Below are 24,217 nucleotides of genomic sequence, written 5' to 3'. Positions count from 1 at the left end.
CCTCCGAGTTTTGCGCAAGACAAGGGCCACAACAATGAAGAACGCCATTCCAACTAAGCCGCGCCCCAAGTACATCGAGATTTCACTGAGCCAATTCACCGTGCCTCCTTAGGCCTAACACTTAGTAGATCCCCAAAGTGGGGTGTTATCTAATCTAACGGATCGAACGGCTGCATCTTTGAGGTGCTAACTGATAACACTCCAAATATGCCGTGTTATCCGCCCCAAGGCCGCCCCAACGCCAACTTCACCGCCTTGACCCCCGGCACCGCCTTCAACGTCCCCACCAGCTCTGCATCCACCCGTACCGAGTGGCTCCCATTGAGGTCCAGCATCCCCGCTGCGCCCGACCTTATCAAATCGACCCGGAGCGGCGTCGAACCCGGCCGGTGCTTCGCCAGCAATTCGTCCACCCGGTTCCAGACCCCCGGCACCCGCAAATCCAAGCGCAGCGACAGCCGCTTCGCGTGCTGCGCGCAGATCTGGCTGTAGTCCCAGCAGCGCGCCGCCTTCAGTGCGAAGCCGCCGCTGAAGGCGTCCTCGCGCAGGCCGCCCTGGATCACCAGCAGGCGGTCGCGGGTCAGCAGGGTGGCGAACTCGCTGTAGGTCTCGGAGAAGAAGGCGACTTCGAGGCGGCCGCGACCGTCCTCGATCTGCACGAACATCTGGCTGTCGCCCTTCTTGCGGATCGCCACCACCTGGCCGGCGACGGCGGTTTCCAGTTCGGGGCGCCAGCCGCTGCGGGCGGACTGGGGGCGGTTCTCCCAGATCTTCTCGAGGTCGCCGAGATCAAAGCCGATCAGGTCGTGAAGTTCTTCGCGATAGGGGTCGAAGGGGTGGCCGCTGAGGTAGTGGCCGAGGGTCTCGCGTTCGCGGGCCAGCAATTGGCCGAGCGGGAATTCGTCGGTTTCCTTGAGCTCCAGCCGCAGCGCGGGGGCGCTTTCGCCGCCGCCGAACAGGCTGACCTGTCCGGCGTCGCGTTCACGCGTGAGCTGCTCGGTCGCGCGCACCACTTCGGGCAGCTGCAGCATCAGGCTGGCGCGGTTGCGGCCGAGTTTATCCAGGGCGCCGGCGTGGGTGAGTGCTTCGAGCGCGCGGCGGTTGAGCTTGCCGCTGTCGACGCGCTTGCAGAAGTCCAGCAGGTCGGTAAACGGGCCGGCGCGCCGGGCCTCGACGATCGCATCGCAGGCGCCGTGGCCGACACCTTTCACCGCGCCCAGGCCGTAGCGGATGGTGTGGGCGGCGACAGGACGGTTGCCGTCGGCTTGTACGGCGGTGTCGTCGGCCATGTCATCCGGCCCGGTCGCCGGGGTGTCAATCGCCTCGAACATGTAGGCGGAGGCGCCCGCATCCGGCGGCTGCACGGTCAGGCCCATCACCCGGCATTCGTCGAGGAAGCCGGTGACCTTGTCGGTGTTGTCCATGTCGCTGGACAGCACTGCGGCCATGAACTCGGCCGGGTAGTGCACCTTGAGCCAGGCGGTCTGGTAGGCGACCAATGCATACGCCGCGGAGTGCGACTTGTTGAAGCCGTACTCGGCGAACTTCTCCATCAGGTCGAAGATCGGGCTGGCGACCTTGCGGGGGATGCCGCGCGCTTCGCAGCCGGTTTCGAACTTGGCCCGCTCCTTGGCCATCTCTGCGGCGTTCTTCTTGCCCATCGCGCGGCGCAGCAGGTCGGCGCCGCCGAGCGAGTAGCCCGCCAGGACCTGGGCGATCTGCATCACCTGTTCCTGGTAGACGATGACGCCGTAGGTCGGCGCCAGCACCGGCTCCAGCGAGGGGTGGGGGTAGCTGACCTCGGCCACGCCGTGCTTGCGGTCGACCCAGTCCTTGTCCATCCCCGAGCCCAGCGGGCCGGGGCGGAACAGCGCGGCCAGGGCGATGATGTCTTCGAAGCAGTCGGGCTTGGCGCGCTTGAGCAGCTCGCGCATGCCGCGTGATTCGAACTGGAACACGGCGACGCCTTCGCCGCGGGCGAACAGCTCGTAGGTGGGCTTGTCGTCCAGCGGCAACGTGGTGATGTCGAGCGGTTCTGCACCCGTCTTGGCGCGGCGGACGTTGATCGCCTTCACCGCCCAATCGATGATCGTCAGCGTGCGCAGGCCGAGGAAGTCGAACTTGACCAGGCCGACGGCCTCGACGTCGTCCTTGTCGAACTGGGTGACCGGGCTCTTGCCGTGGCCTTCACCGTCGTGCTCGGCGAACAGCGGGCAGAAGTCGCTCAGCGGGCTCGGGGCGATCACCACGCCGCCGGCGTGCTTGCCGGCGTTGCGGGTCAGGTTTTCCAGGCTGCGGGCGAGGTCGAGCAGGTCGCGGACATCGTCCTGGCTGGCGTAGCGCTCGATCAGCTCGGTCGAGACCAACGCCGGGTTCTTGCGCGCCGCCTCCGACTCGCCGAGCGCGTCGTCCAGCGACACGCCAAGCGTCAGCGGAATAAGTTTTGCGATGCCGTCGACAAAGCCATACGGGTGGCCGAGCACGCGGCCGCAATCGCGCACCACCGCTTTGGCGGCCATGGTGCCGTAGGTGATGATCTGGCTGACCCGGTCGCGGCCGTACTTGCGCGAGACGTAGTCGATCACCTCGTCGCGCCGGTCCATGCAGAAGTCGATGTCGAAGTCGGGCATCGACACGCGTTCGGGGTTGAGGAAGCGCTCGAACAGCAGGTCGTACGGCAGCGGGTCCAGGTCGGTGATGCCCAATGACCACGCGACCAGCGAACCGGCACCGGAACCGCGACCCGGCCCGACCGGGATGCCTTGCTCCTTGCCCCAGTTGATGAAGTCCGCAACGATCAGGAAGTAGCCCGGGAAGCCCATCTCGATGATGACGTCGAGTTCGGTTTCCAGCCGCGCGTCGTACACCTCGCGGCTCTTGCCCTCGGCCAGCGGAGCGGTTTCCAGTCGCTTTTCCAGTCCCTCGCGCGCGGCGTTGCGCAGCCAGCTCTCGATCGTGTGCTCGCTGGGCACCGGGAATGCCGGCAGTGCGTACTGGCCGAACGTCATCTCGACATTGCAGCGCGTTGCCAGCGCCACGGTGTTGTCGATCGCATCGGGCACGTCGGCAAACAGCTCGGCCATCTGCTCGGAGGACTTCAGATACTGCTCGGCGGTGTAGTCGTGGGGGCGTTTGGGATCGTCAAGCACGCGGCCGGTGGAGATGCACACGCGCGCCTCGTGTGCGTCGAAGCCGTCCGCATCAAGGAAGCGCGCATCGTTGCTGGCAATGACCGGCAAGCCACGTTTGCCGGAGGTGTGCAGGGCAAAGCGGTTGAAGACGTCCTCGTCGCCATGTCCGGCGCGGGTCAACTCCAGGTGCAGGCGGTCGCCGAACGTGCCTTGCAAGTCGGCCACCCAGGCTTCGGCCAGTTCCGGGCGGCTGCCGGTCGCGAGCCGCCCGGCGAGGCTTTTCCGGCCGGCCAGTGCGAACAGACCGGTGTTGTCCTCGCGCAGCCATTCCGGGCGCATCGCAACGCCGTCGACGCGGTGGCCTTCCATCCACATCCGGCTGAGCAGCCGCGACAGGGTGAGGTAGCCGGTGCGGTCGCGGCACAGCAGGGTCAGGCGCGAGGGGGTTTCGTTACCGTCGGCCAGGTCGATGTCGGCGCCGAGGATCGGCTTGACTCCGGCGGCCTCGGCCTTGCGGTAGAACTTGACCGCGGCAAACAGGTTGTTGACGTCGGTGACCGCAACCGCGGGCTGGCCCAGGGCGGCGCAGCGCTTTACCAGCCCGTCGATCCGGATCGTGGAGTCGACGAGTGAGAATTCGCTATGCAGGTGGAGGTGTATGAAGCGCGCTGGCATCGTGCCGTTGGCTGACCGGCTGGGACAGTGACCAGAGTATCAGTCCCGCCGGGGCGGACAAGGCTTGACAGACCCTGCCCGCCCGCCATGGCGTCAATGCACCTGAAACCGCACCGCATGGGTTGGGACGTGGAAATGGTCGAGGGCGTCGCGATGGGCCGCGGCAAACGCGATCTCGGCCTGCAGTGCTTGTTGCCACTGCTCCCGGCTGAACTCGAAGTCGCCGTAGTTGCAGCCACGCAGGCGCGCCTCGATCCGGCGCAGCCGACGGTAGTGAAGGTAGTTGTCGACTTCGTCACCCAGTGCCGGCCAGGCGGTATCGACCACGATCACGTCGTCGAGCCGACCGACCCGCGGCAAACGATCCGGCAGCAGGTCGTTCTTCGCACGGATGTATTCGACCACCAACGTCGCCAGTAGCGCGACATCGTTGGCCGTTTCCCATGCCGGGTCGGTGATCATCAGGGCCGCGGCGGCGGCGCGACGCATCCGCTGCGCGATGCCGGGGAGCGGATTGACGCTGCCGTCGCACAACTCGCGGCCGGCGGTGGCCAGTTGGTCGCGCTCAAACGGGGCCTGGGTCCGGCCCAGGCGCGACAGCAGCCGGTTGAAGCGGTCGACTTCGGTCTGGTCGATGGAAAAGCCGCTGATGGTGCGGCGCCGCATCTGGTGGGGGGACGCTGCCGTGGTGGCGGCTACCCGGTCCAGGGCGGCGGGGTACGAACCGGCGGTGGCGAGCATGGTGCTGGTAAGCATGGCGTTCATGACAATTCTCCGGGTCAGGCGCTGGGGATTCGGCGCAGGTCCAGATTCCGCTCGACGCCCGGATGGGTCATGATGTCCGGGGGAGTCTTTCGCCACCTTTGGCACAGGTTGGCGAGGTCTTCATGAGGTTTCACCGATGGATCCGTCAGGAATCACGGGAGAACGAGGACTGCCCGGCGTCCGCTTCCACTTCGGCGGGATCGTCGTGGACGCGGTCGCGCATACGCTGACCCGGGACGGATTGCCACAGGCGATCGAACCCAAGGCGTTCGCGGTGCTGCTGGTGTTACTGCGGCACGCCGATGAGCTGGTCGAGCACGAGACGTTGCTCGATGCGGTGTGGGGCCACCGCCACGTCACCCCCGGTGTTCTTACCCGCGCGATCGCGCAGCTGCGGGCCGCCCTGGATGATCATCCGCACCAACCGCGATTCATCCAGACCCAGCACGCGCTTGGTTACCGGTTCATCGGCGAGTTGGAGGCTGTGGAATCCATTCAGGCTGGGCAACCATCCCCCGAGCCGGCACCGGTCGGGGCCGCCGCGACCTTGGCGAAGCTGGCGGATCCACCGGCGTCAGGTGAAACGATGATCGCGCCCCTGCCAGTGCCGCGAGCCCCGCCAGACTTGTCCTCCCCGCATGGCCATGTCGGCATGGATGAGGCGCCGTCGGCCCGCGTCCGCGGTGGCGTCAAATCGGCCTGGTTCGCCGCCGCTGTCCTGCTGTTGATCGCGATGGCCGCGTTGGCCTGGTTCAACCGCGGGATGCTGTCGCAGCAACCGGCGGATGCTTCGGTTGCGGTGCTTCCCTTCACCAGCCTCAGCGATAACCCGGATGACCGCTACTTCGCCCAAGGCCTGGCGGCGGAGATGCACAACGCGCTGGCGGGCGTGCCCGGGCTGCAGGTGGCCGCGGTACGGCCCGGAGCAAGCCAGAATCCCCCCGACATCGAGGCATTGGGCCGCCGTCTCGGGGTGGCGACCGTACTGGATGCCAGTGTGCGGCGTGACGGCGACCGGCTGCGCGTGAATGCGCGCCTGTCCGATACCGCCACCGGTTTCACGTTGTGGAGTAGGAGCTTCGACCGCAAGGCCAATGATGTGTTTGCCGTCCAGAGGGAAATCGCCAACCAGGTCGTGCACGCGTTGCCCGGCGTGCTGAAGGTCGATCCCCACGCCTTGGACAAGCTGGCGCCCACCCATGACCTGAGCGCCTACGAGGCCTACCTGAAAGGACAGCAGCTGCTGTTGGGCTCGGCAAACTATGGCTACCTTGACCAGGCCATCGGATTGTTCGGGGAGGCTTTGGCTGCAGACCCGGATTTCGCCCGTGCCCAGGCCGGGATCTGCCGGGCCCGGATCATCCGCTTCGAGGCTGCGCACGATACCCCGGCGTTCGACCATGCCCAGAATGCCTGCATGCGCGCGGCGACAATGGATCCGGCACTGCGCGAAGTCAGTCTGGCGCTCGGCGAGTTGCACCGGGCGCGGGGCGATTATGTGCAGGCCAATGAGTTCTACACCGAGGCGCTGGAAGACTTCGGCTTGCGCCCGGCGGCCTACATCGGACTGGCGCGGGTGCAGAGCGCGCAGGGCAACAATGAGCTTGCGCTGGAGTATTTCGAGCTGGCGCGCAAGTTGCGGCCCGGTGACGCGCAGGTCTACCGCGAGCGTGGCTACCACCAGTACCTCAATGATGATCTTGCCGGGGCGATCGAGTCGTTTCGCACCGCGACCACCTTGCGGCTCGACGACCCCAGCCTGTGGAGCAGCCTCGGCGGCCTGTACCTGACCGACGGCGACAACGTGCGTGCCGCCGATGCGTTCCAGCAGTCGCTGGCGATCAAGCCCAGCTATGCGGCGTTGAGCAACCTGGGAACCCTCAGGTATGCACAGGGTGCCTACGCGGATGCCGCCCGGCTGTATCGGCAAGCCGCGGATCTGGATCCGACCGACTTCCGCATCTGGGGCAACATCGGCGATGCACTGGCCGCGCAGCCTGCTACCGCCGGGCAGGCGCAGGCGCCGTACCGGCATGCCGTGCAGCTTGCCCAGGACTATCTGACCGTCAAGGACGATGACGCGCAGGCCCAGGCGCTACTGGGCTTCTATTACGCGCGTCTGGGCGATGCGGCGGCGTTGGACCATATAGGCAAGGCGGAGGCGCTGGCGACCGAGCGCGGCGAAGTCGCGTTCATCGATGCCCAGTCGCTGGTGTTGCTGGGTGACACGGCCGGTGCGCGCAAACGTCTGGTGCAGGCGCGTCGGGAGGGCATCGCCGAGCAACGGCTCAAGGCGTCCCCGGTGCTGCACGAATTGCTTGCGGGCCAACCGCGGCAATGACGGCAATGGTTCAGACGATCCCTAAACGGCCTGCACGGTGCAGGCACCCACCAAGGAGTGCGTCATGCAACCGAAATTGATGGCAATTACCATCGCGCTGGTCGTGGCAGGCTGCAGCAGCACCGGTCCGACCCCGGATGGCGACGGCTCGCCCACAACGCCCGCCGATCCCGATGGGGTGGCCTGCCAGGACTCAGCCGGTGCAGCTGCCGTGCACATCGACCTGGAGTACGACGGCAACGCGGTGAGCACGCCGGATGCGGTCTGCACCGTGGACCGGGGCACCGAGATCAACTGGCGCGCGCCCGCAGGCAGCAGCGAGGCGTTCCAGTTGCAGTTCGCCGATGCCAGCCCCAGCGCCCGTGGGATGCCCCGGAGCGTGGGTTCGTCGGAGCAGGACGGTCGGCAGAAAGTGATGATCACCGCAGGCAACGCCAGCGGCACCTATGAGTACGAAATCCAGACCCGCCTTGGCGGCATCGATCCGGCGATCATCATCCGTTAGTGGCGGCTGGGTGCTGCATGTCAGATGCATGCGGCTGGGCGCTCGCGGCGCGCACCGGGGCAAAGCTGCGCCGATGCTGCGGGCAAGGTCCGTGCGTGGCCAGCGCCGCCAGGTGGGCCGGGGTCGGATATCCCTTGTGGGCGTCGAAACCGTAATGCGGCCATTGCCGGTGCAGGTCGGTCATCAGGCGATCGCGGGTGACCTTGGCCAGGATCGAGGCGGCCATGATCGCGCGGTCACGGGCGTCGCCACCGATCCATGCCTCGGCCGGGCAGGGCAGGCCACGCGGCAATGCGTTGCCGTCGATGCGCGCCAGTTCGGCCACGTGCAGCACACCCTCCAGTGCGCGGCGCATGCCGACCATGGTGGCCTGGAAGATGTTGATGCGGTCGATTTCCTCCACCTCCACCGCGACCACGTGCCAGGCCAGTGCGCGCTCGACGATGCGGTCGTAGAGCGCTTCACGGCGTTTGGCGTTGAGCTGCTTGGAATCATTGAGTCCGTTGACCGGGGTGCGGCCGGGTCCCAGCACTACCGCGGCGATCACCACCGGCCCGGCGAGCGGACCGCGTCCGGCCTCGTCGATGCCGGCAATGCGTTGGGCGCGGGGCGCAACCGCCAGGTCGAGCGTGGTCTGGATGACGATGTCAGCCATTTGCCTCGGCCACCAGATCGACGATGGCGTCGGCGGCCTGTGCAGAGGCCTCGCGCTTCAGCGTCTGGTGCAAGGCGAGAAAGCGTGGCTGCAATGCTTCGGCGGCCGCGGGGTCGTGCAGCCAGCGCAAGGTCGCGGCGGCAAGTTTTTCCGGGGTGCAGTCGTGTTGCATCAACTCCGGTACGACTTCGGTGCCGGCCAGGACGTTGGGCAGCGCGTAATGGTCGACCTTGAGCATGCCCAGGCCCTTGACCAGGCGATAGGTCAGCGGGGCGACCTTGTAGCCGACCACCATGGGCCGCTTCGCCAGCATGGCTTCCAACGTCGCCGTACCCGACGCCAGCAGGATCACGTCGCTGGCGACCATCAGGGTGCGGGCACGGCCAGTGATCTCGCGCAAGGCAGGTGCCAGCGCCTCGCGGTCCGGATGGGCAGCAAGCACGCGTTGGAAAGCTTCGTGCGCCTGTGGATTGGCCATCGGCACCACGATCTGCAGCGTCGGCTCGGCGGCGAGCACCTGCGCCGCGGCGCCAAGAAAATCCGCGCCCAGCCGCTCGATCTCGCCCACGCGCGAGCCGGGCAGCAATGCCAGCAGTGGCCGCTCCTGGTCCAGCTGGAGCACTTGGCGCGCCAGGGCGCGGTCGGGTTGCAGCGGCATTTCATCGGCGAGCGGATGGCCGACAAAGCGTGCGTCGACGTCGTGACGCGCGTAGATTTCCGGCTCCATCGGGAACAGGCACAGCACCCGGTCGGCGCTGCTACCGATCTTCGCGGCGCGCTTTTCGCGCCAGGCCCAGACCGAGGGACTGACGTAATGCACGGTGCGCACGCCGCGTTGCTTCAGCCATTTCTCGACACCCAGGTTGAAGTCCGGTGCGTCGATGCCGATGAATACATCGGGCTTCCAGTCCAATACGCGGCGGCGGAACTCGCGGCGCAATCGCAGCAGCCGTGGCAGGTCGCGAAGCACCTCGGCCAAGCCCATCACTGACAGTTCGGAGGCGTCGAACCAGGTTTCCATCCCGGTCTCACGCATGGCCGGCCCGCCGATACCGACGAACTCCGCACCCGGCCATCGCTGTTGCAGTTGATTGATCAGTCCAGCGCCGAGCAGATCGCCGGAGGCCTCCCCGGCGACCAGCGCGACCCGCTTGGCACGGGTTGGGGCCGGGTCATTGAAAATATCGACTGCCGGCGCGCCGCTCATCGCAGCAAGGGCCGTTCACCGCTGTCGATGAACTCCAGCAGCATGCGCACATCCGGGCTGTCGCCCGCGAGGTCGGTCAGCTTTGCGTGAGCCTCTTCCAGCGATGCGCCCGACACATACAAGGCGCGATACGCGCGCTTGATCGCACTGATGCGCTCGGGATCGAAACCAAGCCGCTTCAGTCCTTCGCCATTGATGCCCCGCGGCCGGCTGTAGCCCTCCTGGGCAACCATCACGAACGGTGGCACGTCGCCGTTGACGAAGGCGCCCATGCCGATAAACGCGTGGGCGCCGATCCGGCAGAACTGGTGCACCGCGGCAAACCCGCTGAGGTTGACGTGGTCGCCCACGACAACGTGCCCGGCCAGGGTCGCGTTGTTGGAGAACACGCAATGGTTGCCCACCAGGCAATCGTGGGCGATGTGGGTATACGCCAGCAGCAGGTTGTCGTCGCCAACCCGGGTCATCCCGCCGCCGCCGTGGGTACCGCGGTTGATGGTGACGAACTCGCGCACCGTGTTGCGGTCGCCAATCACCAACTCGACCCGCTCGCCGCGATATTTCTTGTCCTGCGGGTCGCCGCCAATCGCGGCGTGGCCGAGGATCCGGTTGTCGCGGCCAATCCGGGTCGGACCGTGCACGCTGCAATGCGGGCCGATCTGGGTGTTGTCGCCGATTTCGACGTCGGCGCCGATATAGCTGAACGCACCCACCCGCACGCCGGCGCCAAGCCGGGCTCCCGGCTCGATTACTGCGCTGGGATGGATGGGGGCGGTATTCATGACTTCGGCACGACCTCGGCGCACAGGATGTCGGCACTGGCCGCCTGCTCACCATCGACCCGCGCAATGCCCTGGTACAACGCCATGTTGCGGATCGTGCGCTTGAGGATGACCTCCAGATCAAGCCGGTCGCCTGGCACGACCATCCTGGAGAACCTGGCCGCGTCGATCTTGACCAGGTAGAACAGCTTGTTCTCGGCGGTACGGCCCATCGACAACTGCGTGAGCAGGCCACCGGCCTGGGCCAGCGCCTCCAGCACCAATACCCCGGGCATCACCGGCTGTCCCGGGAAGTGGCCGTTGAAGAACGGCTCGTTGCCGGACACGTTCTTGTAGGCGAGCACGCGCTTGTTGGCTTCGAACTCGATCACCCGGTCGACCAGCAGGAACGGGTAGCGGTGGGGCAGCAGCTCCTGGATCGTGGTGACATCGATCGGCAGTTTCAGGGTGTCGCTCATTCTTTCTGATCCTTGTTCGGTTGGCCGCGCAACTGGCGGGCCATCTTGTCCAGTTGCCTGAACCGCGCCGCGTTCCTGCGCCAGCTGCGATTGTCCATTAGTCCGGTCCCCGACGAATACCCGCCGGGTTCACGGATCGAATGGGTGACCAGGCTCATTGCGGTGATTACTACCCGGTCGCAGATCTCCAGGTGCCCGATGATGCCGGCGCCACCGCCGATCTGGCAGTAGCGGCCGATCGTGCTGCTGCCTGCAATTGCGGCGCAGCCGGCGATTGCGGTGTGTGCCCCGATGCGGACGTTGTGGCCGACCTGTATCTGGTTATCCAGGCGCACGTCGTCTTCCAGCACGGTGTCCTCGATGGCGCCGCGGTCGATGGTGGTGTTGGCGCCGATCTCGCAATCATCGCCCACCAGCACCCCACCCAATTGCGGCACCTTGATCCAGTGTGGCTCGCCATCCGGCGGTTGGTCCATGGCCAGGCCGAAGCCGTCGGCACCCAACACTGCGCCCGGATGAATCCGCACGCGTTTGCCCAGCCGCACTCGCGTGACCAGGGTGACCCGGGCGCTCAACTGGCTGCCGTCACCGACCACGCAATCGTCACCAATCACGCAGCCCGGCCCGATCACGACGCCCGTCTCGATACGGCTGCGCGCTCCGATACTGGCAAACGCACCGATGTGCGCACCGGGATCTATCGTGGCGCTGGGATCGATTTCAGCCAGGGGATGGATACCCGGCGGATGTGAAACCGTCCGCTCGAACAAGGCGGCCAGCTTGGCGAAGGCGCTGTAGGGATCATCGGCCAGCAAGGCGGTGCCGTCATATCCTGCGGCGTCCGATTCGCGCATCACCACCACGCCGGCCCGGCTGGCAGCCAGCTGGGCGCGGTACTTCGGGTTGGCGAGAAACGCCAACTGGGTCGGCCCGGCGTTGGCAAGGGTGCCGACGCCGTCGACCCGCGTATCGCCATTGCCTTGAAGTCGGAGCAGGAAACGATCTGCCAGCTCGGCGGCGGAATGGTGGGTGGGTTGCATGTCCTCTGTCAGCGACCTTAGAACGAGCCGCCAAAGGTGAACTGCAAGCGCTCCAGGTCATCGCTGTCTTCCTTCTTGATCGGGAAGGCGTAGCTGATCGTGATCGGCCCCATCGGCGAGCGCCACATCAGGGCAAGACCGGTGGAAGCGCGCAGTTCGCCGGCGTCAAAGGCGTCGATATCGGTATACACGTTGCCGAAATCAACGAACGCCGACGCCCGTGCCGCAGAACTGTCGATCAGCGTGGGGAAGATCATTTCCACAGACCCGGTCGTCTTCAGCGAGCCGCCGATGGGCTGCAGGTAAGAGGTGTTGCTTGCCGACTCGCGCGGACCCAGGGTGTTGTCGGTGAAGCCGCGAACCGAGCGCGTACCACCGGCGTAGAAGTTCTCGAAGAACGGCAGGCCGTCGGCGGTGACGGTCTTTACGTAATCCGGAGAACCCGGTCCGCAGGGGTCGGAAGGCGTCGCTCCCGGGGCGAGAACTGGTGGTGTCTTCGGGTCGTTGTCATGGTCGACCAAGGTCGGGGCCGAGTAACAGATGTCGCGGACGAAGGCATCGCCGTAGCTGTCGCCGTAACCCAGTTCCATCCGGGTATTGAGCACCAGGTGGCGTGAGATTGGCCAGAACTTCGAGAAGCTGTAGTTGAGCTTGAAGTACTCGACGGTTGATCCCGGTAGCGCGGCTTCCAGCCACACGCGCTGCGTTGAGCCGCGGGTCGGGGTCAATGCGCTGTTGAGCGTATTGCGGGCCCAGCCGATCTCGCCGCGCCAGGCGTGGAACGTGCGTTGGCCCACCGCATCGATGTAATCCACGATGGAGTCGGGCGTGACCCCGCGGTAGGCAAAAATCTGGTTGCTGTCGATGCCGAGCATCGCGGTGAAACTGTCGGTCTCGGTGATTGGCACGCCCAGCACCATCTGACCCATGCCGCTGGTGGAGGAATAGCGTGCGGTGTTGAAGTTGGAGTTGTTGAACTCGCTCCAGCGCAGGTTGTAACCCAACGAGACCCCGTTATCGGTGAAATACGGGTTCAGGAAAGAGAAGTCATAACGCTGCAGGTAGTCGTTGCGCTGCGCCTGTACCGCGATGCGGTTGCCGCTGCCGAGGAAGTTGTCCTGCGAGACCTGGACCTGGGTGCTCAATCCGCTCAGCTGCGAGTAACCCAAGCCGAACATGAAGCTGCCGGCGGCTACTTCGTTGAGGGTGTAGACCACGTCGACCTGGTCATGGCTGCCGGGCACTGGCGTGGTCTCGACGTCGACCTTGTCGAAGTAGCCCAGGCCCTGGATGCGGATCTTGGAGCGGTCGATGGCCGCCTGTGAGTACCACGTCCCCTCGAACTGGCGCATTTGCCGGCGCAACACTTCGTCGGCGGTGCGCGAGTTGCCCTTGAACACCACCCGGCGCACGTTCACGCGCGGTCCAGGCACGACCTGCAGGGAAATGGCGACGGTCTGATCCTCGGCGTTCACGCTCGGGATCGGATTTACCTGCGCGAATGCGTAGCCGACGTTGCCCAAGGTTGCCGTGATCGAGTCGGACGTGATCTCGAGCAGGCGACGCGAGAAGATCTGGTCGGGCTTGACCAGTACCAGCTTCTCGATTTCTTCTTTCGGCAACACGGTATCGCCGCTGATCTCGACCGAGGAGATCTTGTACTGCTCACCCTCGGTGATGCCGGCGGTGAGGAACATGTCCTGCAGGTCGCGGCTGATCGCCACCTGGGTGGAGTCGAGACTGAAATCGACGTAACCGCGATCCAGGTAGAAATTGCTCAGCTTTTCCAGGTCGCCGGAGAGCTTCTCGCGCGAGTACTGGTCATCGCGGCGGTACCAGCTCAGCCAATTGTGCTCGCCGGACTCCCAACTCTCGGTAATCTGCTCTTCGTCGAACAGCTCGTTGCCGACCAGGTTGATGTGCCGGATCTTGGCCGCCTTGCCTTCGTCCACGGCAATGGTCACGTCGACCCGGTTGCGGGCAAGGGTGGATACGCTGGGGCTGATCTTGACGTTGTATTTGCCGCGGTTGTTGTATTGCCGCGTCAACTCCTGGGTGACGCGGTCCAGGCTCAGCCGGTCGAAGGTGTTGCCTTCCGTCAGTCCGATGTCGTTCAGGCCTTTCATCAAGTCGTCGGTCTTGATGTCCTTGTTGCCGGTGAGGGTCAGCTTGTTGATCGCAGGCCGTTCGGTGACCGTGACCACCAGGATGTTGCCCTGGTGGCCAATCCGGACGTCTTCAAAGAAGCCGGTTGTGTACAGCGCGCGGATGGCCTCTCCGGCCTTGGCCGGGTCGACGGTGTCGCCACGCTCGATCGGCAGGTAGGTGAATACGGTACCTGCGGAAATGCGCTGCAGTCCGTCGACGCGGATATCACTGACCGTGAACGCGCTGCCGGGATCCGCCGCGGCAGGCGGTGCCGCCGTGGTTGATGGTGCGGTAGTCGTCTGTGCCGTGGCATTCAACGTCGGTACCGTGGACAACGCCGAGGCAAGTGCAATAGCAAGCAGGCGGCGGGGAATGGGTCGCGTCATCATCACGTCCGGTTGGGGTGCGGTTGCGCGGTCAGGACCGGCAGCAGGGCAGGCGGGTTGGAGAAGTTGGTCGACATCAGTGCACCAGGTTGTTCACGATGTCGTTGTAGAAAGCCAGGCCCATCAAGCCGACGATCAATGCAAGACCGATATATTGGCCAAGCGCCATCGTCCGTTCGCTGACCGGGCTGCCCTTGACCAACTCGATAAGGTAATACAGCAGGTGACCGCCGTCCAAGATCGGGATTGGCAACAGGTTCAGGATGCCCAGACTCAGCGAGAGCATGGCCAGCAGCGAGAGGAACCACGCGGGGCCCTGGTCGGCATAGGCATTGGCCGCCCGGGCGATGGTAATCGGGCCTGCGATGGTGTTTTCTATCTCGACCCGGCCGGTGAACGCGCGGCCGATCATGGCGAGCAACTCGCTGGTCTGGTGGACGGTTTCGCGCAGCGCCGCAGGGATCGCCGCCACCGGGCCGTAATGCAGTTCCGCGTCCATCGGGGGCATCGGCGGCCGCGCCGCGGCAATGCCCAGCGCCCAGTAGGAATCGCCGCCGTCGGCAGGCCGGGTCAGGGTTGGCTGCAGCTCCAGCGCGAGTCGATCGCCATCGCGCTCGACTTCGATCATCGCCTCACCACCGCGCTCGCCCAGGTCCTGGATCAATGGGCCAAGGTCGCCCCAGGCATGGACGGAAATGCCGTCGATGGCTCGGATCAGGTCGCCTTCCGCGAGCACGCCCCAGGCGGGGGTGTCCGGAGCGACGCGGCCGACCAGCGGGGGCACCAGCAGATGATGCGGGGTCAGGCCCATCGCCTCGATTGCACGGCGCTCGTCGAACTGCGCCGGCAGCTCGGACAACGCCAGCGTGCGGGTCGCCTCGTCACCGGTATCGGTGGATACGTGCAACTGGATATCGGCGTGATCCAGGGCCGCCGGAATCAGTGCCAGTTGGACGTCACTCCAGGTCGGCGTCTGGCGATCGCCAATCCGGGTGATGGTGTCGCCGCGTTGCAGCCCGGCCGCCGCGGCGATGCCGTCAACGTGGCCGACCACCGGCTGGTAGTCGGGTCGACCGATCACGAACATCGCCCACAGCAGCGCCACGCACAGGATCAGGTTGGCCAGCGGTCCGGCGATCACGATCGCGATCCGCTTCCATACCGACTGGCGGTTGAATGCCTGCGCGAGCTGTTCGGGTGGCAGATCCGCGGCGCCCTGCTCGTCGAGCCGCGACTCATCGAGCATGCTGACGTAGCCACCCAGCGGGATCGCGGCGATGGCGTACTCGGTGCCATCGGCGCCGCGACGCATCCACAGCGGCTTGCCGAAGCCGACCGAGAAGCGCAATACCTTCACTCCGCAACGGCGCGCCACCCAGTAGTGGCCGAACTCGTGGAACGTGACCAGCACGCCGAGACTGACGATGAGCCACCAGATCGAACCGAGTAGTTCAGCCATGCGTCGAGTTCCGGTTCATGTCGCCGTTGGCAGCCACGGCCTGACTCGCATGGCGGCGGGCCCGGGCATCGGCGTCGTGCAGGCATTCCAGTGAATCCGCTGCCGAGGCAGGGATCGCTGCGAGGGTGTCTTCGACCAGCGCGGCAATGGACAGGAAGCCTATGCGTCGCTGAAGAAACGCTGAAACCACGACCTCGTTGGCGGCATTCAGCATCGCCGGAGCGGTGCCGCCGGCCGCCAATGCGTCGAATGCCAGCCGCAGGCACGGGAACGCCGCCAGGTCGGGTGCCTCGAAATCCAGTCGCCCGCCCTGGGCCAGCAGGTCCAAGCCGGAGACACCGGAGGTGATGCGACGTGGCCAGCCGAATCCCACGGCCAGCGCGGTGCGCATGTCGGGCAGACCGAGCTGGGCCAGGGTGGAGCCGTCAATGAACTCCACCATCGAGTGCACCAGGCTTTGCGGGTGCACCAGCACGTCGATCCTGTTGCCGGGCACGCCGAACAGGTGATGCGCCTCGATCACCTCCAGCCCCTTGTTCATCAAGGTGGCCGAGTCGACGGAGATTTTTGGCCCCATCGACCATTTGGGGTGGCGGATCGCCTGCTCGACAGTGACATCGGCCAGCGACTCGCGTGAACGACCCCGGAACGGCCCGCCGGATGCCGTCAGGATGATCCTGGCCAGGCCAAAGCTGGCCGGCGTGCCTGCCGGGTCGGCAGCGTCGGACTGTCGACCGTCAACCGGCAAACACTGGAATATCGCGTTGTGCTCGCTGTCGACCGGCACGATGGTGGCCCCGCCTTCGCGGGCGGCCGCCATCAACAGCTCGCCGGCCAACACCAGCGACTCCTTGTTGGCCAATAGCAGGCGTTTGCCCGCACGCGCTGCGGCCAGGGTCGACGGCAGGCCGGCGGTGCCGACGATGGCCGCGACCACGGTGTCGCAGGCATCACTGGCCGCCAATGCCTCGATCGCCTCTGCGCCAGCGTGCGCCCGGGTGTCGAGCCCGGCTTCGCGCAAGCCGTCGCGCAACGCCGGGAAGCAGGCCTCGTCCGCGATCGCGGCATGGCGGGGTCGATGCCGCCGGCACAGCTCCAGCAACGCTTCCACGTTGCGTCCCGCCGCCAGCACGGTCGCGCGCAGGTGCCCGGGATGGCGACCGATCACGTCCAGCGCCGATGCCCCGATCGAACCGGTGGCGCCCAGGACGGCGACCTCACGCATGGCAGTTGCGACCGGCATCAGAAGCCCAGCACGGCCTTGCCCAGCGCAAACGCGGGCAGGGCAGCCAACACGCCATCCAGGCGGTCCAGGATGCCGCCGTGGCCGGGGATGACGTTGCCCGAATCCTTCACCCCGGCGTGGCGTTTGAGCAGGCTTTCGAACAGGTCACCGACCACCGAGAACAGCGTGGCAATCAGTGCCACCAGTGCAATCGCCGGCAATTGCGCGGTGGTGGCGCCGGCCAACAACGACATCACCACGCCTGCGGCGACCCCGGCGACCACGCCGCCGACCAGGCCTTCGATGGTCTTGTTGGGGCTGATCAGCGGCGCGAGCTTGCGGCCCTTGAACAGCTTGCCGCCGAACCGGCGTCCGGCGAAATAGGCGCCGCTATCGGCCGCCCACACCACCATCAGCGCGGTCAGCAGCCAGAAGTGGCCGTTGGGCGTGCTGGCGTGGATCCAGGCCAGCGCGCACCAGGCGGGAATCATCGCCAACGCGCCGGCGAACAGCTTGAACACGCGTGCATGGGTGGCATGGTCGCTGGCGAATCGCGGCCGTCCCAGCCAAAACAGCGCCAGGAACCACCAGAGCATGCCGATCAAGGTCATCAGCTCCAGCAACGCAAAGCTGAAACCCCGGGTTGAGCGCGACGCCCACACCAGGGCAACCATCAGCGCCAGATGAGCCAGCAGCAGTACGGTACGGGCGAGGGTGTCCTCGATATCGGCCAGATCGAACCATTCCCACAGGCCCAGCAGGAAGACGACCGCGGCCAGTGCCATCAACCATTCCGTTGGCAGCAGCAGGATCGCGGAGATCGCGACCGATGCCATTACCAGCGCGGCGATCAGGCGGATACGGGTCATGTCGGCATCTCGTTGGAGTTGGCGACCTGCGCGCCAGTGAGGCCAAAGCGGCGTTCGCAGGATGCGTAATGGTCGAGTGCACGTTGCAGTGTTGCCGCATCCAGCTCCGGCCACAACAAGTCGGTGAACCACAATTCGGTATAGGCCAGCTGCCACAGCAGGAAATTGCTGATCCGCTGCTCGCCCCCGGTGCGGATGAACAGGTCCGGCGGCGGCAGATCCGCCAGCGACATGCGCGACGACAGCATCGTCTCGTCTATCGTTTGCGGGTCCAACTGGCCGGCGGCGACCTCAATCGCCAGCGAGCGTGCCGCCTGGGTGATATCCCAACGCCCGCCATAGCTGGCGGCGACGGTCAGCTGCAAGCCGGTGTTGGCCAGGGTCTGGGCCTCGGCGGCGTCCATTCGCCGCCCGATGCCCGGGCTGAACCGATCACGCTCGCCGATGAATCGCACCCGCACGCCGCGGCGATCGAGTTCGTCGACCTCCCGCTCCAGCGCGTTCATGAACAGCTTCATCAAGGCGCCGACCTCGGCCTCCGGTCGCCCCCAGTTTTCGCTGGAAAAAGCAAACAGGGTCAGCGCCTGGACGCCCTTGCCGATGCAGAAGTCGATACAGGCATTGACCGCGCGCGCACCGGCGCGATGTCCGATGACGCGTGGTCGGCCACGACGCTCCGCCCAGCGGCCGTTGCCGTCCATGATGACGGCAAGGTGGCGGGGGATGCGTGCACCCGTAATTGGCGGGGAAGGCATGGCAGTGACGGACGCGCTCGTCAAACCGCCATCAACTCCTGTGCCTTGGCCTTGACCACGTCGTCGACGTCCTTGATCGCGGTGTCGGTCAACTTCTGGATTTCGTCTTCGACCCGCCGTACGTCGTCTTCGCTGGCTTCCTTTTCCTTCAGCAGTTCCTTGACCTGCTGGTTGGCGTCGCGGCGGATGTTGCGGATCGCGACCTTGGAATCCTCACCTTCACCGTGGACCATCTTGGACAGGTCACGGCGGCGCTCCTCGGTCAGCGCTGGCAGGTTGATGCGGATCACGGTGCCGGCGGTATTGGGTGTCAGGCCAAGATCGGAGTTGATGATCGCCTTTTCCACCGCCGCGACCATGGGCTTTTCCCACGGGGTGATGGTGAGTGAGCGGGCGTCGTTGACGGCGATGCTGGCGACCTGGCCCAGCGGCATCTCCGAACCGTAGTAGTTGACTTTCAAATGGTCGACCAGCGAGGTCGATGCGCGGCCGGTCCGGACCTTGGTCATGGACTGGCGCAGCGCATCGATGCTCTTGTTCATGCGGGTCTGGGCGTCTTTCTTGATCTCGTTGAGCATCGCCGGCTCCGGTGCTGTGCGGTAATCGCGGAAGTATAGCGAACCCCGCCCCATCCCGGCCGCCGTAGTCAGTGCCCGTGCGGCGCACGATCGTGCAGGTCGTGCTCGCACGACTGTCCATGCTCGATCTGCAAGGTCGGGTGGTTGATGCCGAAACGCTGGTCCAGCTGGTGGTTGAGCGCATCGATGAATTGGTCGTGGTCAGCGCTGGCCGGACGTACCAGGTGCGCCGTCATCGCGATCTCGCCGGCTCCCAGCGACCAGATGTGCAAGTGGTGGATCGCACTTACCCCGGGTTGCCCGCGCAGGAATTCGAGCACCTCGGCGCGGTCCACTGCACGCGGTACCGCATCCATCGCCGCGTTGAAGCTCTCACGCAGCAACCCGAATGCGCCCAGCGCCACGACCACGCCGACCAGCAGCGCGGTGGCCGGGTCCAGCCACGCCCAGCCCAGCCACCACATGCCCGCCCCTGCCAGCACCGCGGCCAGCGAGACCGCCGCGTCCGCCACCAGGTGCAGGAACGCCCCGCGCCGGTTGAGATCGTGCTCGTGCCCATCGCGCACCAGCCAGGCCGCGCCCAGGTTGACGGCAATGCCCAGCGTCGCCACCAGCATTACCGGCAGTGCAGGAACCGCGGGCGGGGCATCAAAGCGGCGGATCGCCTCCCAGCCCAGGGCGCCGGAGAACGCCACCAGCAGCACCGCGTTGGCCAGTGGCGAGAGCAGGGTGGCCCGGCGCCAGCCATAGGTGTGGGTGTCGGTTGGCGCGCGCTTGGCCAGCACCGCGGCGCCCCAGGCCAAGCCGAGCCCCAGCACGTCGCCCAGGTTGTGCAGCGCGTCCGACAGCAGCACCAGTGAATTGGTGGCAAAACCGTACCCGGCCTCCAGCGCCGTGTAGGCCAGGTTGACCAGGGTGATGACCGCGAACGTCCGGGTCGCGTGGGAATGCGGGTGCGAGTGCATGCGCCGATCCTGCCACGCGGCTGCGGTGGACACTATTTCACCGCCGCAGCTACTGCCGTGCGGGGATCAACGGGTCAACTGCGGCCCTGGACCAGGGTTCCGATGTCCTCGCCACGCAGGATCTTCAGCAACTCGCCCGGCTGGCTCATGTCGAAGATCCGCAGCGGCAGGTCGCTGTCGCGCGCCAATGCGAACGCGGCGGTGTCCATTACCTGCAGGTTGCGCTTGATGACGTCGTCATAGGTGAGCTTGTCGTAGCGCACCGCATCGTCATGCTTGTTCGGATCCTTGTCGTACACGCCGTCGACCTTGGTGGCCTTGAGCAACAGGTCCGCCCCGATCTCGATGGCACGTAACGCGGCGCCCGAGTCGGTGGTGAAGAACGGTGCACCGACGCCGGCGGCAAAGATCACCAGTCGGCCTTTTTCCAGGTGGCGGATCGCGCGCCGGCGGATGTAGTCCTCGCAGACGTCATTGATCTTGATCGCGCTCATTACCCGGGCCTTGGCGCCGAGCTTCTCCAGCGCGTCCTGCATGGCCAGGGCGTTGATCACCGTGGCCAGCATGCCCATCTGGTCGCCGGTGACCCGGTCCATCCCGCCGGCTGCCAATCCCGCGCCGCGGAAGATGTTGCCACCGCCGATCACCAGCGCGACCTCCGCTCCGGCGGCCTGCGCCTCCATCACCTCGCGCGCGAGCCGATGGATCACCAGCGGGTCGATGCCGTAGTCCTCGCAACCCATCAACGCCTCGCCGGACAGCTTCAACAGGATGCGGCGATAGGCGAGCTGGGACATGAAGACCTCTTGATGAATGGCAACCAGAGAGATTGTACGGGAAGCACAGCACCGCTCGCCTGCTCATGTCGAGTCGGCTGGAAGGGGGCGCTCGCAGGTAAAAACGGAGCGACATCACGACATTATTTTCAAGTGCTGTATCGGTGGAGACGTGCTTATTAAATGTGACTTAAGTCACAATTCAGCAAATCAGGTAATTAATATGTTGTTAAGGGTCGGTGTGGAAAGCCATAGTCGCCCTGCCCGTTTGGGCCATCCATTGGCAGTGTTTGAGGGAGTAACCACGTGTCGAAACCATCTATCCATCGTATTTTGCGTCGCAGCGCGTTGACCGTTGCGCTTGGTCTTTGCTTCGCTGGTGCCGCGCAGGCCCAGAGTACTTCCGGCGGCATCAGCGGCATTGTCGCGGGCGGGGAAGGCAGCACCATCGTCATTTCAAACAACAGCGGTTTCAGTCGAACCGTGTCGTCCGATGCGTCGGGTCGCTACAGCGTTGGCTCGTTGCCGATCGGTGACTACACCGTGGCTGTGCAGCGTAATGGCCAGACGGTGGGAACCAAGGACATTACCGTCATCGTCGGCAGGACCGCAGAGGTCTCCTTCGCCGGCGGCGGTGCGACGACCCTGGGGACCGTTACCGTTACGGCTGCCAACGTTCCGGCGATTGACATCACCGCGCTCGACACCCGGACCATTGTCACGGCCGCGCAATTGGCACGCCTGCCGATCCAGCATTCAGCTGAAAGCATTGCCTTGCTGGCGCCAGGCGCCAACGCGGGTGCCGGTGGATTTTTCGGTACCAGCGTGTCGTTCGGCGGCGCTGGCGTGTCCGAGAATGCCTATTACATCAACGGCTACTTCTCCGGCGAGCCGCTGTCCAACATCGGCGGCTTCAGCATGCCGTACAACTCCATCGCCCAGCAGGAAACCTACACTGGCGGCTATAGCGCCCAGTACGGTCGCTCCGACGGCGGCGTGATCAACCAGGTCGGCAAGAGCGGCACCAACGAGGTTCACTTCGGTGGCCAGGTCACCTGGACTCCAAAGGCTTCACGTTCAGATCAGAGGGATATCTATTATCCGGACCTGGATTTCTCCGAAGCCAATTCCAATCCGAATATCCCGCTCATGCCGGAGCGCGACGCAGCCGGCGATATCGTCACGGATGCGAATGGCGACGTCGTCTATACCGATGAGACGTACCAGTACGCTTATGGCGATCCCGGTTCGGCAGGCACCCTGTACAGCCGGGACAGCGAGGACGAGGATTGGCGCTATACCATGAGCGGTTACATCAGCGGTCCGCTGATCAAGGACCGTCTGTTTGCCTTCGTGGCGGCCGAGTGGGAGGAGAGGAATACCAACACCACTCCGGAATCGGGCGGTACCAGCAGCACGCACAACATCAGGACAGATCCGAAGATCTACGCCAAGCTCAACTGGAACATCAGTGACAACCATCTGCTGGAATATTCCTACATGCATGAGGATAACCGCAGGAAAGGCCGTCTTTACGAGTACGATTTTGACACTGGTACCGAAGGTGCCCAGCTCTCGAATGCGTATCCGACGGAACTGCGGACGCGCAGCGATTTCTCGATCTTCAAGTACACGGGCTATCTGACCGACAGCCTGACGCTGAATGCCACATACGGCCAAGCTGATTTCCTGAACCAGAGTTTGGTCTACAGCGTTCCGGGTCAAGCGTATCTGTTTGGCACCATCAACCAGGACCCGAGGATCACCGGAGGTGATCCGATTAACAACGACATCAAGGGCTACCGTGGCCGCGATGGCCGCGACAACACCAGTGGCCTGCGTGCGGATCTGGAATGGCTGGTCGGCGACCATACCCTGACCGTGGGTATCGACAACCTGAAGACGGAGGCCGAGAACGAAGGCAACGCGCAGATCAATCCGTCCTGGCAATACAGCAAAGCGGCCGGCAACATCGTTCCTGCGCTGGGTGTCGGCAGTCCGGTGTCGGCGGCCAACCCGGATGGCTACTACGTCAACAGCCTCGTCTACTTCGACTCCACCAGCATGACCCTGGACCAGAAAGCCTGGTTCCTGGAAGACCGCTGGCAGATGACCGACAACTTCCTGCTTTCCGTGGGTATCCGCAACGACCAGTTCACCAACTCGAACAACGTCGGTGAGGTCTACATGGACGCCAAGAATCAGTGGGCTCCGCGCCTGGGTGCCAGCTGGGACGTGTTCGGTGATTCCTCGTTCAAGCTGTTCGCCAACGCCGGCCGCTACTTCCTGGCCATGCCGAACAACGTGGCGATCCGTGGCGCTTCGGCTTCGACATACACCCGCCAGTATTACACCTACACGGGCATCGATCAGTACGGCAATCCAACCGGCCTGACTGAGGTTCCGGGTGTCGATGGCGCGCCGCCTCCGGGCCCCGTGTCGGCCAACGGCGAGTATGGCGAACCGGTGGACGTGCTGGCATTCGCGCCCAAGGATATGGAGAACATGTACCAGGACGAGTACATCCTGGGGTTCGACAAGACCTGGGGCGAAAGCTGGGCCTATGGTGCGAAGCTGACCTATCGTGACCTGAAGTCCTCGATCGATGACGTATGTGATTCCGGCAAGATAGCGGCCAAGATGACAGAGATCGGTTTGGATCCCGATAGCGTGGAAATCGCCGGCTGCTACATGTTCAACCCGGGCGGCACCAATACCTTCAGCCTGGCAAACGTCGATGGCTCGGGCCGCACCGAAGTCAAGATGTCGGGCTCGGATTGGGGCTTCGAACAGGGAACCACGCGCACCTACAAGGCGATTGACCTATATCTGGAGCGTCCGTTCGACGGCAAGTGGGAAGTCCGCGTTGACTACACCTACAGCAAGCTGGAGGGCAACAACGAGGGCCAGGTGAAGTCCGAGTTCGGGCAGGACAACATCTCCAAGACCCAGGATTGGGACGCGGCCGAGATAATGGCGTTCTCGGATGGTTATCTGGCCAACGACCGTCGGCATCAGCTGAAGGTCCGCGGCAGCTACGAGATCACCCCGGAATGGATGGTCAGCGGCAAGCTCCGAGTCCTCTCCGGCATGCCGATCAGCTGCCTGGGCTACTACAGCCCGGATGGCAGCATCGACGAGAGCTCGACCGCAGGTGATCCCATCGGTTATGGCTCCAGCTACCACACCTGCTTCGGCCAGGTGCGGACGCCGGGCGAGGAACGTACCTCATGGACCCATCCGCTTGATCTGTCGGTGAGCTATCGCCCGGCGATGTTTGACCACAAGCTGGCCTTGGGCCTGCAGGTGTTCAACGTCCTCAACGAGCGCAAGGTTACCCAAGTGCAGGTTCAGGCCGAAACCGACCCGTACACGGTCGACAACACCTTCATGATGCCGCTGTCGCAGCAGACCCCGCGCTATGTGATGTTCACCGCTTCGGTGGATTTCTGATCCTGCAGGCGCAGGGTGTAGTAGCTTCACGCCAGTAAAGAAAA

General features: G+C 64.9%; 18 protein-coding genes. 3 read left to right on the top strand and 15 right to left on the bottom strand.

The annotated features are described in order from the left end of the window. Positions 1-215 precede the first annotated feature (215 nt). Entirely contained in the window at positions 216-3,806 is a 3,591-nt protein-coding gene (gene dnaE / locus ACW7G6_RS05540) for a DNA polymerase III subunit alpha (protein ID WP_456997691.1), read from the bottom strand. A 93-nt stretch (positions 3,807-3,899) separates the two neighbouring features. Continuing rightward, complete coding sequence (locus tag ACW7G6_RS05535; RefSeq protein ID WP_456979844.1) at positions 3,900-4,571, bottom strand: hypothetical protein; 672 nt, start codon at positions 4,569-4,571, stop codon at positions 3,900-3,902. 136 nt (positions 4,572-4,707) lie between these two features. On the opposite strand from ACW7G6_RS05535, the gene ACW7G6_RS05530 reads away from it, so the two are divergent. Both ACW7G6_RS05530 and ACW7G6_RS05525 read left to right on the top strand, forming a co-directional pair. Then, a complete protein-coding gene (locus ACW7G6_RS05530; RefSeq protein ID WP_456997690.1) occupies positions 4,708-6,912 on the top strand; it encodes a tetratricopeptide repeat protein in 2,205 nt (734 codons plus the stop codon). A gap of 64 nt (positions 6,913-6,976) precedes the next feature. After that, complete coding sequence (locus ACW7G6_RS05525; RefSeq protein ID WP_456997689.1) at positions 6,977-7,417, top strand: hypothetical protein; 441 nt, start codon at positions 6,977-6,979, stop codon at positions 7,415-7,417. Here ACW7G6_RS05525 and ACW7G6_RS05520 read toward each other — a convergent pair. The 13 genes from ACW7G6_RS05520 to pyrH form a co-directional block, all read right to left on the bottom strand. Further along, the gene (locus ACW7G6_RS05520) at positions 7,407-8,072 is read right to left on the bottom strand and encodes a ribonuclease HII (protein ID WP_456979841.1); all 666 of its coding nucleotides are present in this window, start codon (positions 8,070-8,072) and stop codon (positions 7,407-7,409) included. The two genes, ACW7G6_RS05525 and ACW7G6_RS05520, sit on opposite strands and share 11 nt — an antisense overlap. After that, positions 8,065-9,279 carry a lipid-A-disaccharide synthase gene (gene lpxB / locus ACW7G6_RS05515; RefSeq protein ID WP_456979840.1) on the bottom strand — a complete coding sequence of 405 codons (1,215 nt, stop codon included), beginning with the start codon at positions 9,277-9,279 and terminating at the stop codon, positions 8,065-8,067. The genes ACW7G6_RS05520 and lpxB overlap by 8 nt, the downstream gene beginning before the upstream one ends. Next, a complete protein-coding gene (gene lpxA / locus ACW7G6_RS05510; RefSeq protein ID WP_456979839.1) occupies positions 9,276-10,061 on the bottom strand; it encodes an acyl-ACP--UDP-N-acetylglucosamine O-acyltransferase in 786 nt (261 codons plus the stop codon). Before lpxA ends, lpxB begins: the two co-directional genes overlap by 4 nt. Beyond that, on the bottom strand, positions 10,058-10,519 hold the full coding sequence (gene fabZ / locus ACW7G6_RS05505) for a 3-hydroxyacyl-ACP dehydratase FabZ (RefSeq protein ID WP_456979838.1): 462 nt from the start codon (positions 10,517-10,519) through the stop codon (positions 10,058-10,060). Before fabZ ends, lpxA begins: the two co-directional genes overlap by 4 nt. Then, a complete protein-coding gene (lpxD, locus tag ACW7G6_RS05500; RefSeq protein WP_456979837.1) occupies positions 10,516-11,559 on the bottom strand; it encodes a UDP-3-O-(3-hydroxymyristoyl)glucosamine N-acyltransferase in 1,044 nt (347 codons plus the stop codon). Before lpxD ends, fabZ begins: the two co-directional genes overlap by 4 nt. A 17-nt stretch (positions 11,560-11,576) precedes the next feature. Next, positions 11,577-14,093, bottom strand: coding sequence for an outer membrane protein assembly factor BamA (gene bamA, locus ACW7G6_RS05495; RefSeq protein WP_456997688.1), 2,517 nt, complete (start codon positions 14,091-14,093; stop codon positions 11,577-11,579). 76 nt (positions 14,094-14,169) lie between these two features. Next, positions 14,170-15,552, bottom strand: a complete 1,383-nt coding sequence (gene rseP, locus ACW7G6_RS05490) for an RIP metalloprotease RseP (RefSeq protein ID WP_456997687.1) — start codon at positions 15,550-15,552, stop codon at positions 14,170-14,172. Further along, positions 15,545-16,795 (bottom strand): 1-deoxy-D-xylulose-5-phosphate reductoisomerase, encoded by a 1,251-nt coding sequence (locus ACW7G6_RS05485; protein WP_456997686.1) that lies wholly within the window; start codon positions 16,793-16,795, stop codon positions 15,545-15,547. The genes rseP and ACW7G6_RS05485 overlap by 8 nt, the downstream gene beginning before the upstream one ends. Next, positions 16,795-17,646, bottom strand: coding sequence for a phosphatidate cytidylyltransferase (locus ACW7G6_RS05480; protein WP_456997685.1), 852 nt, complete (start codon positions 17,644-17,646; stop codon positions 16,795-16,797). Before ACW7G6_RS05480 ends, ACW7G6_RS05485 begins: the two co-directional genes overlap by 1 nt. Further along, positions 17,643-18,401, bottom strand: coding sequence for a polyprenyl diphosphate synthase (gene uppS, locus ACW7G6_RS05475; protein ID WP_456997684.1), 759 nt, complete (start codon positions 18,399-18,401; stop codon positions 17,643-17,645). The genes ACW7G6_RS05480 and uppS overlap by 4 nt, the downstream gene beginning before the upstream one ends. A gap of 20 nt (positions 18,402-18,421) precedes the next feature. Further along, positions 18,422-18,979, bottom strand: a complete 558-nt coding sequence (frr, locus tag ACW7G6_RS05470) for a ribosome recycling factor (RefSeq protein WP_456979831.1) — start codon at positions 18,977-18,979, stop codon at positions 18,422-18,424. Between the two features lie 68 nt (positions 18,980-19,047). Continuing rightward, positions 19,048-19,944, bottom strand: a complete 897-nt coding sequence (locus tag ACW7G6_RS05465; RefSeq protein WP_456997683.1) for a cation diffusion facilitator family transporter — start codon at positions 19,942-19,944, stop codon at positions 19,048-19,050. 74 nt (positions 19,945-20,018) lie between these two features. Further along, entirely contained in the window at positions 20,019-20,741 is a 723-nt protein-coding gene (pyrH, locus tag ACW7G6_RS05460; RefSeq protein WP_456979829.1) for a UMP kinase, read from the bottom strand. Positions 20,742-21,026: 285 nt separating this feature from the next. Here pyrH and ACW7G6_RS05455 point away from each other — a divergent pair, with 285 nt between their 5' ends. Continuing rightward, on the top strand, positions 21,027-24,173 hold the full coding sequence (locus ACW7G6_RS05455) for a TonB-dependent receptor (RefSeq protein WP_456997682.1): 3,147 nt from the start codon (positions 21,027-21,029) through the stop codon (positions 24,171-24,173). Positions 24,174-24,217: the final 44 nt, after the last annotated feature.

It is taken from the genome of Lysobacter sp. A421, assembly GCF_054052145.1.
This window is presented reverse-complemented; position numbering and strand designations above follow the sequence as displayed.